This is a genomic window from Kineococcus rubinsiae, assembly GCF_011839805.1.
GTDB classification, from domain to species: domain Bacteria; phylum Actinomycetota; class Actinomycetes; order Actinomycetales; family Kineococcaceae; genus Kineococcus; species Kineococcus rubinsiae.
This window is the reverse complement of the sequence record NZ_VWPY01000078.1, coordinates 1-15,823: the sequence shown is the minus strand read 5'-3', so window position 1 is coordinate 15,823 and position 15,823 is coordinate 1. Positions and strand designations below refer to the sequence as shown.

General features: G+C 76.3%; 18 protein-coding genes. 8 read left to right on the top strand and 10 right to left on the bottom strand.

The window, feature by feature from the left end; all coding sequences use genetic code 11:
- The 3 genes from F1544_RS21745 to F1544_RS21735 all read right to left on the bottom strand — a co-directional run.
- A partial coding sequence (locus F1544_RS21745) for an SURF1 family cytochrome oxidase biogenesis protein (protein ID WP_167588291.1) occupies positions 1-946 on the bottom strand: 946 nt, incomplete at its 3' end.
- Positions 943-1,146, bottom strand: a complete 204-nt coding sequence (locus F1544_RS21740; RefSeq protein ID WP_167588290.1) for a hypothetical protein — start codon at positions 1,144-1,146, stop codon at positions 943-945. The genes F1544_RS21740 and F1544_RS21745, both read right to left, overlap by 4 nt.
- Positions 1,147-1,286: 140 nt before the next feature.
- Positions 1,287-1,724: a DUF3099 domain-containing protein gene (locus tag F1544_RS21735; protein WP_167588289.1), complete on the bottom strand. Its 438-nt coding sequence runs from the start codon at positions 1,722-1,724 to the stop codon at positions 1,287-1,289.
- Between the two features lie 177 nt (positions 1,725-1,901).
- Here F1544_RS21735 and F1544_RS21730 point away from each other — a divergent pair, with 177 nt between their 5' ends.
- The 3 genes from F1544_RS21730 (at position 1,902) to F1544_RS21720 (ending at position 3,635) form a co-directional block, all read left to right on the top strand.
- Positions 1,902-2,588, top strand: a complete 687-nt coding sequence (locus F1544_RS21730) for an SDR family oxidoreductase (protein WP_308470255.1) — start codon at positions 1,902-1,904, stop codon at positions 2,586-2,588.
- A gap of 136 nt (positions 2,589-2,724) precedes the next feature.
- Positions 2,725-3,492 (top strand): enoyl-ACP reductase FabI, encoded by a 768-nt coding sequence (gene fabI / locus F1544_RS21725; RefSeq protein WP_167588287.1) that lies wholly within the window; start codon positions 2,725-2,727, stop codon positions 3,490-3,492.
- Entirely contained in the window at positions 3,492-3,635 is a 144-nt protein-coding gene (locus F1544_RS21720) for a hypothetical protein (protein ID WP_167588286.1), read from the top strand. Before fabI ends, F1544_RS21720 begins: the two co-directional genes overlap by 1 nt.
- Positions 3,636-3,681: 46 nt before the next feature.
- Here the strand turns inward: F1544_RS21720 and serB are convergent, their stop codons facing one another.
- From serB to glgC, 3 genes are read right to left on the bottom strand one after another with little or no spacing between them, the layout of a single operon-like run.
- Positions 3,682-4,905 carry a phosphoserine phosphatase SerB gene (gene serB / locus F1544_RS21715; RefSeq protein WP_167588285.1) on the bottom strand — a complete coding sequence of 408 codons (1,224 nt, stop codon included), beginning with the start codon at positions 4,903-4,905 and terminating at the stop codon, positions 3,682-3,684.
- Between the two features lie 43 nt (positions 4,906-4,948).
- On the bottom strand, positions 4,949-5,773 hold the full coding sequence (locus tag F1544_RS21710) for an LLM class F420-dependent oxidoreductase (protein ID WP_167588284.1): 825 nt from the start codon (positions 5,771-5,773) through the stop codon (positions 4,949-4,951).
- Positions 5,774-5,819: 46 nt separating this feature from the next.
- Positions 5,820-7,061, bottom strand: a complete 1,242-nt coding sequence (gene glgC / locus F1544_RS21705; protein ID WP_167588283.1) for a glucose-1-phosphate adenylyltransferase — start codon at positions 7,059-7,061, stop codon at positions 5,820-5,822.
- A 180-nt stretch (positions 7,062-7,241) separates the two neighbouring features.
- Here glgC and glgA point away from each other — a divergent pair, with 180 nt between their 5' ends.
- Positions 7,242-8,435, top strand: a complete 1,194-nt coding sequence (gene glgA / locus F1544_RS21700; protein ID WP_167588282.1) for a glycogen synthase — start codon at positions 7,242-7,244, stop codon at positions 8,433-8,435.
- A gap of 123 nt (positions 8,436-8,558) precedes the next feature.
- On the opposite strand, the gene F1544_RS21695 is transcribed toward glgA, so the two are convergent.
- A complete protein-coding gene (locus F1544_RS21695) occupies positions 8,559-9,977 on the bottom strand; it encodes an MFS transporter (protein ID WP_167588281.1) in 1,419 nt (472 codons plus the stop codon).
- 52 nt (positions 9,978-10,029) lie between these two features.
- Here F1544_RS21695 and F1544_RS26635 point away from each other — a divergent pair, with 52 nt between their 5' ends.
- Entirely contained in the window at positions 10,030-10,986 is a 957-nt protein-coding gene (locus F1544_RS26635) for a GlxA family transcriptional regulator (protein ID WP_167588280.1), read from the top strand.
- Positions 10,987-11,034: 48 nt separating this feature from the next.
- Here the strand turns inward: F1544_RS26635 and F1544_RS21685 are convergent, their stop codons facing one another.
- A complete protein-coding gene (locus tag F1544_RS21685; protein ID WP_167588279.1) occupies positions 11,035-11,844 on the bottom strand; it encodes an Rv1486c family protein in 810 nt (269 codons plus the stop codon).
- A 129-nt stretch (positions 11,845-11,973) separates the two neighbouring features.
- Between F1544_RS21685 and F1544_RS21680 the strand changes: the two genes are divergently transcribed.
- Positions 11,974-12,756, top strand: a complete 783-nt coding sequence (locus F1544_RS21680) for an ABC transporter ATP-binding protein (RefSeq protein WP_167588278.1) — start codon at positions 11,974-11,976, stop codon at positions 12,754-12,756.
- Positions 12,757-12,823: 67 nt separating this feature from the next.
- On the opposite strand, the gene F1544_RS21675 is transcribed toward F1544_RS21680, so the two are convergent.
- Positions 12,824-13,618: a phosphotransferase gene (locus F1544_RS21675; protein ID WP_167588277.1), complete on the bottom strand. Its 795-nt coding sequence runs from the start codon at positions 13,616-13,618 to the stop codon at positions 12,824-12,826.
- A 146-nt stretch (positions 13,619-13,764) separates the two neighbouring features.
- Between F1544_RS21675 and F1544_RS21670 the strand changes: the two genes are divergently transcribed.
- Together F1544_RS21670 and F1544_RS21665 are read left to right on the top strand one after the other, a co-directional pair.
- Positions 13,765-14,268, top strand: coding sequence for a sigma-70 family RNA polymerase sigma factor (locus F1544_RS21670; RefSeq protein WP_167588276.1), 504 nt, complete (start codon positions 13,765-13,767; stop codon positions 14,266-14,268).
- The gene (locus tag F1544_RS21665) at positions 14,268-15,089 is read left to right on the top strand and encodes an anti-sigma factor family protein (protein WP_167588275.1); all 822 of its coding nucleotides are present in this window, start codon (positions 14,268-14,270) and stop codon (positions 15,087-15,089) included. Before F1544_RS21670 ends, F1544_RS21665 begins: the two co-directional genes overlap by 1 nt.
- A gap of 31 nt (positions 15,090-15,120) precedes the next feature.
- On the opposite strand, the gene F1544_RS23670 is transcribed toward F1544_RS21665, so the two are convergent.
- Positions 15,121-15,823 (bottom strand): lytic transglycosylase domain-containing protein (locus F1544_RS23670; protein ID WP_208972388.1); only part of this gene is annotated, 703 nt, incomplete at its 5' end.

The following is a 15,823-nucleotide window of genomic DNA, read 5'->3' as shown; positions in this document are numbered from 1 at the left end:
GGGCCGGCCGCTCCGCCGTCTCCCGCCCGGGCGTGTCGCGCGGGTCCGGGTCGGCGGACACGGCGTCGGACGAGGCCGGGGCCGACGTGTCCGGCGCGGTGGGGTCCGGCGGTGTCCCCGCGGCCGGGTCGCCGGGCAGCGCCCCGGTGCGCCGGGTCTCCAGCTCGCGGCGCCCCGCGACGACCCAGACCACGAGCGCCGTGACCGCGAAGCCGTACCACTGGATCGTGTAGGCGAGGTGCGGGCCCTCGTCGACGTCGGGACGCAGGGCGGGCAGGGGGGCGTCGGCGGGCGCCGGGGTCTCCGAGGCCAGCACCGCGTACCCGCCGCGCAGGTCGTCGTCGCCCTCCGCGCACGCCGCGGCGGCGACGGAGCCGCGGGCGATCGTCGAGACCTGGCCCGCCGGGGCCGTCGTGTCGCGGGCGGGCTCCCAGGGCCGCAGCCGGGCCACCACGCTGACCTCACCGGCCGGGGGAGCGGGCACCTCGTCGGGCCGGGCGCTGTCGGAGCCCGCGGGCACCCAGCCGCGGTCCACGAGCAGGGAGCTGCCGTCGGCCAGCGTCAGCGGGACCAGCACCTCGTAGCCGGTCTGCTCGTCGCGCGGGCGGTTGCGCACCAACACGGTCGCGGCGCGGTCGTAGGTCCCGGTGGCGCGCACGGGCGTCCACGCGTCGGCGGCGCGCAGCGCGGGCCCGGCCGGCAGCACGGAGTCCACCGGCACGGGGGTCGCGTCGTAGTTGCCGATCAGCGGGGCGTTGCGGGCGAGCCGCTCCTGGCGGCGGTGCCACTGCCACTGACCGAGCACCACGCACACGAGCGCCACGGCGATCGCGAACGCCAGGCCGCGCAGCCAGCGCGGCTCGCGCAGCAGGGTGAGCACGCTGCGCCGCGGGGGCGGTGCGGGGGCCGGGCCGGTCGGACCCTCGCGCAGAGGGGCCGACGTCACCGGGTCGAGAGCTCGTCCGCGTCGACGACCTCGCGCAGGAAGCCGCGCGCGCCCAGGAACTGGGTGAGGTGGTTGCGGTGCTCCGGGCAGGCCAGCCACGTCTTGCGCCGCTCGGGCGTGTGGAGGCTGGGGTTGTTCCACAGCAGACCGAAGTCCGCGTGGGAGGTGCAGCCGCGTGCGCTGCAGACGAGATCGCTCATCGGTTCGTGCCCCGGTTCCCCGCGGGTGCTTCGTCGCCGGAGCACTGCGGGGACGGCTGGAGTGTCCACGTCGAGGAGTGTCGCACCGCGCAGGCCCGCCGTCGACGTCGGCCATGGCGCGTCGCGCGGGGAAACGCCGATCACCGCCGCGGTGAACCCGAGGGGTGCGGCTGGGCGGGGCCGGCGCCCGGCCGGTCCGCGGGGGGCGCGGGGCGCGGCGAGGGCGGGCGGATGTCGGTGATGCTGGCCTCGATGGCGGGCAGCTGGCGCACCGGCTCCTCGGGCACCGAGAAGGACTCGGGCGGCGGGCCCTTGCTCTCGCGGCCGGCGTTGGCCAGCACCACGGCGACGTAGGGCAGGAACACCGCCCCCGCGACGAAGAACCAGCGGATCCAGTGGTGGACCAGGACGAACAGCAGGAAGCACGCGGTCCGGATCACCATCTGGATCACGTACTTGCGGTACCGGATGCCGATGTCGGCGGTCTGCGAGGTGGGCGCCGTCGTGATGCGGTACGTCTCGTCGGGCCGGTGGTCTTCGTGGGGTCGCCGCCCGGGGGCGGAGGGGTGCGTCGGCACTCAGCCACGGTAAGCCCGCCCTGTGGGCCCGCCATCCGAGATGCGTTAGCTTTCCTCCCCGTGCCGGTTGACGAGAGTGCCCCCGAGACCACCGCCCAGGCCCCTGCGGCAGCGGCGCCCGCGACGGGTCGCGCGAGCGCTGGAACGGCCTCCACAGCCCTTCCAGGGCCCCGCAGCGTGCTCGTGACGGGGGGGAACCGCGGGATCGGCCTCGCGATCGCCCAGGCCTTCCTGGAGCGCGGTGACAAGGTCGCCATCACCCTGCGCTCGGGCGAGGCGCCGGCCGGGATGCTCGGCGTTGTGGCCGATGTCACGGACGGTGCGGCCCTCGACGCGGCCTTCGCGAAGGTCGAGGCCGCCCACGGCCCCGTCGAGGTCCTGGTCGCCAACGCGGGCACGACCCGCGACCAGCTGCTCATGCGGATGTCCGACGAGGACTTCGACGCCGTCGTCGACACCAACCTCGCCGGGGCGTGGCGCTGCGCGCGCCGGGCCGTGCGCGGCATGGTGCGCGCCAAGCGGGGCCGCGTCGTCTTCGTCGGCAGCGTCGTGGGCCTGCTCGGCTCGGCGGGGCAGACGAACTACGCGGCCAGCAAGGCCGGGCTCGTGGGCCTCGCGCGGTCGCTGGGCCGCGAGCTCGGCGGGCGCGGCATCACCGCCAACGTCGTCGCACCGGGGTTCATCGAGACCGACATGACCGCCGACCTCGCCCCCGCGCTGCAGGAGAAGTACCAGGCCGGCATCCCCGCGGGCCGCTTCGGCCAGGCCGCCGAGGTGGCGCACGCGGTGCTCTTCCTGGCCGACGCCGGCTACGTCAACGGCGCGGTGCTGCCCGTCGACGGCGGCCTCGGCATGGGGCACTGACCGCCCCTGCGACCCGCAGCGACCGCTCGCTGACCCGCCCCCCGGGGCACCGTGCGCGGCGGAACCCCGCCGGGCGCGAGAGAGTGCACGACGACACCCCCGGCGGACGTCCCGCCGGATCGAGGAGAGGAACCCGATGGGCCTGCTGGACGGCAAGCGACTGCTCGTCACCGGAGTGCTGACCGACCGCTCGATCGCCTTCGGCGTCGCGCGCGTGGCGCAGGAGGAGGGGGCCGAGGTCGTCCTGACCTCCTTCGGGCGCCAGATGAAGATCACCCAGACGATCGCCAAGCGGCTGCCGAAGCCCGCGCCGGTCATCGAGCTGGACGTGACCAGCGCCGAGGACCTCGCCGCGCTGCCCGAGCGGGTCCGCGAGCACGTCGACGGCATCGACGGCGTGCTGCACTCCATCGGCTTCGCGCCCAAGGACGCCATGGGCGGCAACTTCCTGCACACCGAGTGGGAGAGCGTCGCCATGGCCGTGCAGGTCTCGGCGTTCTCGCTGAAGTCGCTCTCCGTCGCGGCGCTGCCCCTGATGAGCCAGGGCGGCGCGGTCGTCGGGCTCACCTTCGACGCCACCGTCGCGTGGCCCGTCTACGACTGGATGGGCGTGGCCAAGGCGGCCTTCGAGTCCACCGCGCGCTACCTGGCCCGCGACCTCGGCCCGCAGGGCGTGCGCGTCAACGTCGTCTCCGCCGGCCCGCTGCGCACCACGGCCGCGACCTCGATCCCCGGCTTCGAGAAGCTCGACGCCACCTGGGGCGAGCGCGCGCCGCTGGGCTGGGACAACACGAACACCGAGCCGGCCGCGCGCGCCTGCCTCGCGCTGATGTCGGACTGGTTCCCGGCGACCACGGGCGAGATGGTCCACGTGGACGGCGGGTTCCACGCCATGGGTTCCTGATGGCCCTCCCGCCCGGCGGTCGCCCGCCCGGTCAGCGCCCGCCCGCCTCCTCGGGGGCGCGGCGCTGGCTGGCGGTCGTCGTCATGCTCCTCGTCGTCGTGGCGCTCGCCGCCCTGGCGACCTGGGCCAAGGGCCGGGGCTGACGGCTCCTGGCTGACGGCTCAGGGGTGGCGGCTTGGGCCTGACGGCTCAGGGCTCGGCCAGCACGCCCTCGGCGGCGTCGGCGTCCTCGACGTCGTCGCGGGTGATCCCCAGCAGCGGCAGGACGGCGTCGAGGTACGGCACGTTGACCGCGGCGTCGGCCTGCGCGCGCACGACGGGCTTGGCGTTGAAGGCGATGCCGAGCCCTGCGGCGTCGATCATGTCGAGGTCGTTGGCGCCGTCGCCGATGGCCACGGTGCGGTGCAGGGGCAGGTCCTCCGCGGCCGCGAACTCCCGCAGCGCTCGGGCCTTGGCGGCGCGGTCGACGACCGGGCCCAGCAGGCGGCCGGTGAAGCGCCCGTGCACGACCTGCAGGCGGTTGGCCCGGGCGTGGGCGATGCCGAGGTCGGCGGCCAGCGGCCCCACGACCTCGAGGAACCCGCCGGAGACCAGGGCCAGGGTGAAGCCCAGGCGGTGCAGGGTCCGCACGAGCGTGCGGGCGCCGGGCGTGAGCTCGACCGCGGCCCGCACGTCGGCGAGGACGTCGACGGAGAGGCCCTCCAGGCAGGCCACGCGCTCGCGCAGCGACGCGGCGAAGTCGAGCTCCCCCCGCATGGCGCGCTCGGTCACGGCGGCCACCTCGGCCTCGCGGCCCGCGTGGGCGGCGAGCAGCTCGATGACCTCCTGGCGGATCAGCGTGGAGTCGACGTCCATGACGACCAGCCGCCGGCCCATGCGGGCCAGGCCACCGGGGGAGACGGCCACGTCGACGCCGTGCTCCCCGGCCGCGGTGGCCAGCGTCCGGCGCAGGTCGAGCAGGTCGGCGGCGGTGCCCGTGGTCGAGACGTCCAGCTCGATGCTCGTGACGGGGGTGCGCGACATCCGCCGGATGCGGTCGACGTTGGCGCCGTGGGCGGCGACGACCGCGGTGATGCGGGCCACGGCCGCGGGCAGCAGCGGGGCGCCGAGCAGGGTGACGTGCAGGCGGCGCGGGCGGCGGGGCCCGTCGGCGTCGCCCCCGGGGGCGCAGGTCACGGTCACCCCGGCCGCGGCGTCGAGCCCGGCCAGGGCGGCTTCCACGCCGCCGGGGGCGCTCTCGCCCAGCAGGACGGCGAGGGTGAGGTGGTCGGCGACCACGACCTGCTCGACGTCCAGCACGTCCGCGCCGGTGCCCGCCAGGGCCGTGAACAGGGCCGAGGTCACCCCGGGGCGGTCGCGACCGGTGACGGTGACCAGGACGGTGGGACGGGTGCCGCTGGTGCCGGTGCTCACGTCCGCAGACGCTACCGGCGCCGCGGCGCCCGTCCCGCGCGGCTCAGGCGCCCAGGGCCGCGTTCTTCTCGTCGCGCCACGCCAGCCACGGCGCCAGCGGCGACAGGTCGTAGTCCGGGCCGCCCACGTTGACGGTGATGAGCCGCGTGCCGACGGCGTACAGCTCCTCGCCGATGCCGGCCGGGTCGCCGTCGGTGGGCGCGCCCGCGGAGCGCTCGATCTCCGCCGGGTCGCGGCCGAGGTCGGCGCAGTGCGCGTCGAGGACCTCGTGCTTGTGCGCGATCGTCTCGGCGTCGCCGAAGCCGTGCCAGATGTCGGCGTGGCGGGCCACGATGCGCAGCGTCTTCTTCTCCCCGCCCCCGCCGATGAGGACGGGGATCTTGCGGGTGGGCGCCGGGTTGAGCTTGCCCCAGCGCTCCTCGATGCGCGGCAGGTCGTCGCGCAGGGCGTTCAGGCGCCCGCCGGCGGTGCCGAACTCGTAGCCGTACTCGGTGTAGTCCTTCTCGAACCAGCCCGAGCCGATGCCCAGGATCAGCCGGCCCGTGTCGCCGTCGTGGGCGGAGATGTGGTCGACCGTGCGGGCCATGTCGGCCAGCAGCTCGGGGTTGCGGTAGCTGTTGCAGGAGACCAGCGCGCCGATCTCGATGCGGCTGGTCGCCTCGGCCCAGGCCGCGAGCATGGTCCAGCACTCGAAGTGCTTGCCCTCGGGTTCCCCGGACAGCGGGTAGAAGTGGTCCCAGTTGAAGGCGACGTCGACGCCCATCTCCTCCACCGCCGCGGCGGCGCGGCGGATGGCGGGGTAGTCGGCGTGCTGCGGCTGGATCTGGACACCGATGCGCACCGGACGGGGTGCGGCTGCAGAGGTCATGACCGGATGCTGCCGCAGCCCCCGTCGCGGCGCGACGGCAGGGTGCTCAGGGGACGATCGTCTGGCCCTTGCCCACGATGGTGATGCCGGAGTCGGTGACCGTGAAACCCCGGGCGCGGTCCTCCTCGGGGTCCACCCCGACGCGGGCGTCGTCGGGCACCTCGACGAACTTGTCGATGATGGCGCGCTGCACGACGGCGTGGCGGCCGATGCGCGCCCCGTCCATGAGGACGGACTCGCTCACGTGGGCCCAGGAGTCCAGCCGCACGTTGGGCGAGACGACCGACTTCTCCACCAGCGCACCGGAGACGACGGTCCCCGAGGAGATGATGGAGTTCACGGCGTGGCCGTAGGTGCCCTGCCAGCCGTGCACGAACTTCGCCGGCGGGTAGAAGTCCTGCGCCGTGATGATGGGCCACTCGTAGTTGTAGAGGTTGAAGACCGGCATCACGGAGATGAGGTCCATCTGGGCCTCGAAGTAGGAGTCCAGCGTCCCCACGTCGCGCCAGTAGGCGCGGTCGCGGTCGGTGGCGCCGGGGACGTCGTTGTCCTTGAAGTCGTAGACGCCGGCCTCACCGCGCTCGACGAAGTACGGGACTATGTCGCCGCCCATGTCGTGCTTGGAGTCGTCGGCATCGGCGTCGCGGGTGACGGCGTCCACGAGGGCGTCGGTGGTGAAGACGTAGTTGCCCATCGACGCGAGCACCTGGTCCGGGGCGTCGGCGAGGCCCTGCGGGTTCTTGGGCTTCTCGAGGAACTGCGCGATGCGCGTCGGGTCGCCCGCGTCCTGCTGGATGACGCCGAACTGGTCGGCCAGCGAGATGGGCTGGCGGATCGCGGCGACCGTGCAGGGGGCGCCCGTGGCGATGTGCTGCTCCACCATCTGGTGGAAGTCCATGCGGTAGACGTGGTCGGCGCCGACCACGACGACGTAGTCGGGGCGCTCGTCGGAGATGAGGTTCAGCGACTGGTAGATGGCGTCGGCGCTGCCGAGGTACCAGCGCTTGCCGACGCGCTGCTGCGCCGGGACGGACGCGATGTAGCTGCCGAACAGGTTCGACATGCGCCACGCCTGGGAGATGTGCCGGTCGAGGCTGTGCGACTTGTACTGCGTCAGCACGACGATCTTCCGGTAGCCGGCGTTCACCAGGTTCGACAGGGCGAAGTCGATGAGCCGGTACGTCCCCCCGAACGGCACGGCGGGCTTGGCGCGGTCGGCGGTGAGCGGCATCAGCCGCTTGCCCTCCCCGCCGGCGAGGACGATCGCGAGGACGTTCGGAGCTGCCACGGGGGAACCATAGGCCCGTTGCCACGCCCGTGCCCACCTCCCGTGGATCACGATCGCGCCCGACCTCCCCGCGCGGCCCGGCGGCGGTACGGTGACGGGCCCCGGCGCCGCGGACCCCGCACGGACCCGCACCGCGCCGCCGACCCGGACGAGCGACGTCCGCCCGACGAGGAGCCCCGCATGCGTGTCGACCTGCTGACGAAGGAGTACCCGCCGGAGGTCTACGGCGGTGCCGGCGTGCACGTGGAGGAACTGGTGCGGGCGCTGCGCGCGGTCCCCGGCGGTCCCGAGGTGCTGGTGCGCTGCTTCGGCGCCGAGCGCTCGGAGGCCGGCGTGACCGCCTACCCCGAACCCGCGGACCTCGCGGGGGCCAACGCGGCCCTGCGCACCCTGGGCGTGGACCTGCCGATGGCGGCGGGCGCGGCCGGGGCCGACCTGGTGCACTCCCACACCTGGTACGCCAACACCGCCGGGCACCTCGCCTCGCTGCTGCACGGCATCCCCCACGTGGTGACCGCCCACAGCCTGGAACCGCTGCGGCCGTGGAAGGCCGAGCAGCTCGGCGGCGGGTACGCGCTGTCGTCGTGGGCCGAGCGCACCGCGTTCGAGGCCGCCGCCGCCGTCGTCGCGGTCAGCGCGGGCATGCGCGCCGACATCCTGCGCAGCTACCCGGCGCTGGACCCGGCCCGCGTCCACGTCGTGCACAACGGCATCGACGCGCAGCAGTGGACGCCCGTGGAGGGCCGCGACCTCGTGCGCGCCAACGGTGTCGACCCCGACCGGCCCAGCGTCGTCTTCGTCGGCCGCATCACGCGCCAGAAGGGCCTGCCGCACCTGCTGCGCGCCGCGGCCCTGCTGCCGCCGGAGGTCCAGCTCGTGCTGTGCGCGGGCGCGCCGGACACCCCCGAGATCGCCGCGGAGGTCGCGGGCCTCGTCGCGGAGCTGCAGCAGCGCCGCTCCGGCGTCGTCTGGCTCGAGCGCCACCTCTCGCGCGCGGAGCTGCTCGAGCACCTCTCCCAGGCCACGGTGTTCGTGTGCCCGTCGGTCTACGAACCGCTCGGCATCGTCAACCTCGAGGCGATGGCCTGCGGCGCAGCGGTCGTCGGCACGGCCACGGGCGGGATCCCCGAGGTCGTCGACGACGGCGTCACGGGCTGGCTCGTGCCCATCGAGCAGGTCACCGACGGCACCGGGGCCCCCGTGGACCCGGAGCGCTTCGTCGCCGACCTGGCCGGGACCCTGGCGGAGGCGACCTCGGACCCCGACCGCGCTCGCGCCCGCGGCGCCGCCGGGCGCACCCGCGCCGTGGAGCACTTCGCGTGGACCGCGATCGCCGAGCGGACCCTGGAGGTCTACCGGGGCGTCCTGGGCTGACGCGCGAGGGGCCCGGTCTCACCGGCTCCGGCGCCACCCCGACGACGTGGTTCTCGCCGTCCAGGAGTCCGCCCTGCCGCGGGGGGCCCACGGCGTGGACGGGGGCGCTAGTGCCCGGCGTCCTCAGCGCGGTGCTCCTGCCGGGTCCCCGGCGGCCCGCGGGGAACCGGGCCCTGGCGTCGCGGCCGGCGCGCTGACGCCGTCGACCTCGGGGGCGACGGCGGGCGCCCCCGGGCCGGCCGGGACACCCGGGCCGGTGGGGGTCCCGCCGGCCTGGCGTCCGACCAGCAGGGAGAACGCGGCGGCGGCCAGGCACAGCGCACCCGCGCCGTAGAAGGCGCCCGCGTAGTCGCCCGTGGCGTCGCGCACGGCCCCGGCCGCGAACGCCGCGATCGCGGCGCCGACCTGGTGGGAGGCGAACACCCAGCCGAACACGACGGCCCCGGCGTCACCGAAGTGCTGGCGGCACAGGGCGATCGTCGGGGGGACGGTGGCGATCCAGTCCAGGCCGTAGAACACCACGAACACCCACGTGGCGGGCTCGACACCGGGCGACAGCACGCTGGGCAGCAGCAGCAGCGAGACCCCGCGCAGCAGGTAGTAGCCCAGCAGCAGGTAGCGGGCGTCGACCCGGTCGGTGAGCCAGCCCGAGGCGATCGTGCCCGCGACGTCGAAGAGCCCGACCAGCGCGAGCAGCGACGCGGCCGTGGTCGCGGGCATTCCGTGGTCGTGGGCCGCGGAGACGAAGTGCGTGCCGATCAGGCCGTTCGTCGAGGCGCCGCAGATGGCGAACCCACCCGCGAGGAACCAGAACGCGCGGCGGCGCACGGCCAGGCGCAGCGCGGAGAACGCCGTCAGCCGGGCGCTCGGCGGCACCGGCTCGTCGCCGCCGGCCCCGTAGGCGAGGACCCCCCGGTCGGCGGGCCGCTCGTGCAGGAACAGCAGCACGAACGGCACGACGGCGAGCGCCACGGCCGCGATGACCAGCGACGGCAGCCGCCAGCCGGAGGTCTCGGCGAGGTGGGCCACCAGCGGCAGGAACACCAGCTGCCCGGCGGAGGCGGCCGCGGCGAGCAGCCCCGTCACGAGCCCGCGGCGCGCGGCGAACCAGCGGCCGACCACGGTCGCGGCCAGCGACATGGCCATCGACCCCGTCCCGACGCCGACCAGGACGCCCCACGTGGCGACGAGCTGCCAGCGGGCGTCGACGAACGCCGAGCCGGCGCCCCCGGCGGCGACCAGCAGCAGGGCGACGCTGACGACGCGCTGCACGCCGAAGCGGCCCATGAGGGCCGCCGCGAAGGGCGCGATGAGGCCGTACAGGACGAGGTTGACCGACACGGCCGTGGAGATGCTCGCGATGGACCAGCCGAACTCCGCGGAGATGGGCTCCATGAGCGTGCCGGGGACGGAGCGGAACGCGCCGGCGGCGAGCAGGGTGGCGAAGGTGACGGCGGCGACGCCCCAGGCGGGGTGCGGACGGGTTCTCACCCGGACATCGTGACGGCTCCGGTGGCCCGCCGTGAGTGGCCGGACGGACATGTTCCGTCGAGATCCGGCCACACCGGGGCCGCGCCCGGGCTAGCGTCCACCCGTGCACCGGATCGTCGTCCTCGCGCTCGAACCCGTCGTCGGCTTCGACGCGACCATCCCGCCCCAGGTCTTCGGCGCCGCCGAGGACGCGGACGGCACCCCGCTGTACGACGTCGTCGTCTGCGGCCTCGGCGGTCGCCCCGTGCGCACCCTCAGCGGGTACTCGATCCTGCCGCAGGCCGACGAGTCCGCCCTCGCCACCGCCGACACCCTCGTCGTGCCCGGCACGACGGTCCCCGGCCCCCGCCGCCACGGCACCCTCGACCCCGAGCTCGCGGCCGCCTTCGCGCTCCTGCGCCCCGGCACCCGCGTCATGTCCATCTGCACCGGCGCGTTCGTGCTCGCCGCCGCCGGGCTCCTGTCCGGGCGGCCCGCCACCACCCACTGGGACAAGGCCGCCGACTTCCGCCGCCTGCACCCCGACGTCGAGCTCGACGAGGACCTGCTCTTCGTCGACGACGGCGACGTCCTCACCTCCGCGGGCCTCGCCGCGGGCGTCGACCTCTGCCTGCACGTCGTCCGCTCCGACCACGGCAGCGAGGTCGCCAACCGCACCGCCCGCTACTGCGTCGTCGCCCCCGTCCGCCCGGGCGGGCAGGCCCAGTTCATCGAACGCCCCCTGCCGCCCGCCTCCGGCCTGGGCACGGGCCCCACCCGCGCCTGGGCGCTGGAGCACCTGGCCGAGCCCCTGGCGCTCGCGGACCTCGCCGCGCACGCCGCCACGAGCGTGCGGACCTTCACCCGCCGCTTCCGCGCCGAGACGGGCTCGTCGCCGGGGGAGTGGCTCGTGCACCAGCGCGTCGAGCGCGCCCGGCACCTGCTGGAGACGACGACGCTGAGCGTCGAGGCCGTCGCGTCGGCCTGCGGGCTCGGCGGTGCGGCCGCCCTGCGCCACCACCTCGCGGGCGTCGTCGGGCTCAGCCCGACCGCCTACCGCCGCACCTTCGCCGCGGGCTGACCGGTCCCGCCCCGATGGTGCCGGTGCTCCTGCACGGTCACCGCGGGGTCAGGGGCGGGCGGGTTCGGTGTGGGCGTTGACGGCCGCGATGACGGCCCGGCGGGCCACGCCGGCGACCTCCCGCAGCGCCTGCGCGCGCGAGGACGCCTCGAAGCTCGTGATGGCCGCCCCGTCGTCCTCGACGGCCAGGTCGACGATGGCCAGCACCCGCGCCGCGGTCTGCAGCACCCGCGCGGCCCGCGGGGACACCGCCGGCGGCACCGCGTCGCGCACCAGTCCGCCGTCGCGCACCGCGGCGATCCGGTCGGCCGCGTCCTCGCGCCAGCGGGCCACGTCGAGGTCGGCCAGCGCCTGCGTCGCCGTCACGAGCGCCGTGCGCAGCTCCCGCTCGGACTCCGCGACGCTCGAGCTCTCCGGCGCGCGGCGCGGCGCGGCCCCCAGCAGCGACCACGTCACCATGGCGCCCGGTTCCAGGACCGAGCCGAACTCGACGACCTCGGGGACCAGCGCCCACCGCTCCAGCGCCCCGGCCGCCTCGACGACGACGCACTCCCCGGCCTCCAGCGCCACGGTGTTCACCGCCGCCGGGCCCGGCAGGCCCCGCGGGTCACCGGGCACGGGCAGCGCCAGGAGCAGCTGCGCGCCGCCGGCCTCGCTCAGGGACGTCAGCAGGGTCAGGAGGTCGTCGGCGCGCGCCGCGGGCAGCCGCGGCAGCGCGGGTGCGTCCCCGTCCCAGCGCACGGCGTGCGGTTCGTCGTCGCGGACGACGGCCCGGACGGCGTCCTTCACGGGCACGGTCCCAGCGAGCGCGCTGCTGCCCCAGGCAGCCAGCCGCGCGGATCGAGGCAGGTCGAGCACCACGGCAGCCTACGACCCGCCCGGTGCTGCCCCCGGCGGCGGTGACGCCCACTGCCGCAGCCCTGCTGCCGCACCCGCCCGCCCGCCCCCGCCTGCCGCGGCCCGGGCCCCTGGCTAGGGTCGGGCCCCATGAGCGACGTGCTGGACCTGTCCGCGGTGACCGTGCGACGCGGGCAGAGCCTCCTGCTGGACTCCGTCGACCTCGCGGTCGACGACGGCGAGCGCTGGGTGGTCCTCGGGCCGAACGGCGCCGGCAAGTCCACGCTGCTCTCCGTCGCCGCGGGCCGGCTCTTCCCCACCAGCGGCACCGTCGGCATCCTCGGCGAGGTCCTCGGCAAGGTCGACGTCTTCGAGCTGCGCCCCCGCATCGGCCTGGCCAGCACCGCCCTGTCCCGGGCCGTGCCCGGCCAGGAGCGCGTGCGCGACGTCGTCGTCACCGCCGCCTACGGCGTCACCGGCCGCTGGCAGGAGAGCTACGACCGCGACGACCTCGACCGCGCCACCGAGCTCCTGGAGCTCCTCGGCGTCGGCCACCTCGCCGAGCGCACCTTCGGCACCCTCAGCGACGGCGAGCGCAAGCGCACCCAGATCGCCCGCGCCCTCATGACCGACCCCGAGCTGCTGCTGCTGGACGAGCCGGCCGGTGGCCTCGACCTCGGCGGCCGCGAGGACCTCCTGCGCCGGCTGACGACGCTCGCGGCCGACCCCGCGGCGCCCGCGACCGTGCTGGTCACCCACCACGTCGAGGAGATCCCCGTCGGCACCACCCACGCGCTCCTGCTGCGCGCGGGCCGCGTCGTCGCGGCCGGGCCGGTCGAGGAGGTCCTCACCTCGGCACAGCTGTCGACGACGTTCGGGCTGCGCCTGGACGTCACCGCGCGCGACGGCCGGTTCAGCGCCCGCGCCGTCTGAGCGCCCCGTCTGAGTGGACCGTCTGAGTGGACCGTCTGAGCGCCCCGGTGTCGCGCCCGGGAGCGCGTCAGGGTCCGGCGTGCCAGAGGGCGCGGTAGTACGCCGTGCGCACCGGGTCGGGCTCGACGCCGTAGGCGGCCAGCAGCGGCGCCTCCCACCCCGGCCCGTAGTTCCAGGTCGTGGCCATCGTCGCGACGGCCAGGTCGGCCCAACGGTCGGCGACGCCGAGCGTCGCGAGGTCGACGTGCCCCGCGAGGCTCGCGTCCTCGCGCAGCAGCGTGTTGGGCGAGCAGGCGTCGCCGTGGCAGACCACGAGCCGGTCCACGGGCGGAGGCTCCCGCAGGGCCCGGGCGTCGCCGACCGTGCGCGCGAGCCGGTGGCCGGTGCCCCAGTCGAACGGGCACCCGTCCACGGGCAGCGCGTCGTGCAGGTGCCGCAGCGCCCGGCCCAGCGCGGGCACGGCGAGCGCCGGTGCGGCCCGCCAGCGGTCGCTGACCGCCGTCTCCCCGTCCAGGCCGAGGGTGAGCAGCCAGCGGCCCTCGGCGTCGTCCCCGACCTCGAGCACCTCGGGGACGACGGCGTACTGCGCCGCCCACCGCATCCGCGCCGCCTCCCCGTGCAGGTCGACGGGGGAGGAGCGGGGCTGCCACTTGGCGAAGCGGAGCCTGGTCTCTGCCTCGACCTGAGGGTCAACCGGCCCGGGAACCGCCTCGACCTCCACCTGAGGGTCCGACTCCGCCGGGGGCTCGAGGCGGAAGGTCACCCCGCCGTGGTCGTTGGTCCACACCGGCACCGCCCGGCAGCGTCCCGTCAGCCGCCGCACCGCGGCCGGCACCGGCTCGGTCCCCGTCGCCATCCCCATGCCCCGCACGCTAGAGCGGGCCCGCCGGCCCCCGGGACGCGGATCGAACCCGCGGGGCGGCTGTCCCGTGGTGAGGTCGGAGGACCCGCACCAGCACGGTCGTGGGTGCAGCGGCGGCCGGGCAGGGGAGAGGGCGGGGGTGGCGGGTGGAGGCGGACGAGGCGCTCGTGCGCGCCCTGCACGACGAGCACGCCGGGGCCCTGTGGGGCTACGTCGTCTCGCTCACCGGTGACCGCGCGAGCGCGCACGACATCGTGCAGGAGACGCTGCTACGCGCGTGGCGGCACCCGCAGGCCCTCGAACCGGGCCGCGGGTCCACGCGCGGCTGGCTGTTCACGGTCGCCAAGCGGCTCGTCATCGACGACTGGCGCTCGGCCCGCCACCGCCGCGAGGCCGTCACCGACCAGGTCCCCGACCGGGTCGTCGCCGACGAGTCCGAGGCCGCCCTGCAGTCCTGGGTGGTCGCGCAGGCCCTCGCCCGGCTGTCGCCCGAGCACCGGGCGGTCCTGCGGGAGTGCTACTTCCTCGGCCGGTCGGTGGCCGAGGCCGCCCGGGTCCTGGGCGTCCCCGAGGGCACCGTGAAGTCCCGCACCCACTACGCGCTGATGAACCTGCGCCTCGCGCTGCAGGAGATGGGGGTGACCCGCTGATGCGCCAGGACCCCACCCCGGCCCTCGACCCGCCCGACGACACCTACGCCACGTGGGCCGGTCCCTACGTCCTCGGGGCCCTGTCCCCGGCCGACGCTGACGCCTTCGCCCGCCACCTCCCGGAGTGCCCGGCCTGCCGGGAGGCGGTCCAGGACCTGGCCGCCCTGCCCGGGCTGCTGTCCCGCGTGCCGCTGGAGGCCGTCGACGGGTTCGCCACGGGCGGACCGGGCGGCGGGCCGGCCGGGGGTGCGCTGCCGTCCGGTGACGCCGGCCCCGTGCCCGACACGCTGCTGCCGGCGCTCCTGCGCTCCGTGCGGGCCCAGCGCCGTCGGCGCCGCTGGGCCGGGGGCGCCGCTGCGGGTCTCGTCGCGGCGTCGGTCGTCGCGGCCGTCGTCGTGACCTCCGGCGTGGTCGGGTCCGGGCGCCCGGACGGCCCCGGCCAGGCGCTGCCCAGCCCGTCCTCGCCCGCGTCCCCGACCCCGACGCCCACGACCCCGTCCCCGGGTCCGCTGAGCGTGCTGCGCCCGCTGCTGCCCACGCCCCTGACCATCACCGCGCGCCTGACCGGCGTGGACTGGGGCACCCAGGTGGACATCACCTGCGCCTACGCGCCCGCCACGACGAGCCCGCCCTACGACTACGCGCTCGTCGTGACCGACCGCGCCGGGTCCGTGGAGCAGATCGGGACGTGGACGGCCGTGCCGGGCCACGACGCGCAGGTGACGGGCGCGACGGCGCTGCCGCGCACGGAGATCGCCTCGGTCGAGGTGCGCACGCTGGACGGGACGGCGATCGCCCGGCTGGACCCGACGCCGTCCTGAGCCCGCCTCCTCGCTGAGCTGGGCGCCGGCCTCAGCCGGGCGGCGGGGCCGCGTCGAGCTCGTCGGCCAGGCGCTGCACCATCGCGACGTACCAGTCGGCGTGGTTGTAGCTCCACAGCGCGGCGGCCTCCCCGGCGCGCCCGCGGCCACCCCCGCCGGCGCACAGGTACGCGGCCGCGGTGGCCACGGCGTCGGCCGGGTCGAGGACGTCGGTGTCGCCGTCGCCGTCCCCGTCGACGGCGTAGGCGGCGAAGGTGGCCGGCATGAACTGCATGGGCCCGAGCGCCCCGGCGGAGGACGGTCCGACGTCGCGGCCGTGGCCGCTCTCGACCTGCCCGACGGCGGTGAGCAGCGAGGGGCGCATCCCCGGGCAGGTCGCGGCGCCCGAGGCGTACAGGCCCGCGTAGTCGACCGGCACGCCCCGCGCGGGGACCCGCTGCGCCGCGGCGGCGGCCGTGGCGGCCAGGGCCGCGGCGGCCGCCCGGGCCTGCTCAAGGGCGCGGGCGGCGTCCTCGGCGGCCCGCAGCCGGGCCGCGCGGGTGTCGAGGGCGTCCAGGTCCACCTGCGCCGCGGTCAGGGCGTCGGTGAGCCTGCCCGCCTGCTCCGCGGCGTCGCGCAGCGCGCCGAGGGAGGCGAGGGCCGCGGCGTCGGCGGCGCGGGAGGTGTCGTCCGCGGTCCGGGCGGCCGCGTCGGCCGCGGTCACCGCGCGGCGGTCGGCGCGCGCGGCCGCGCCC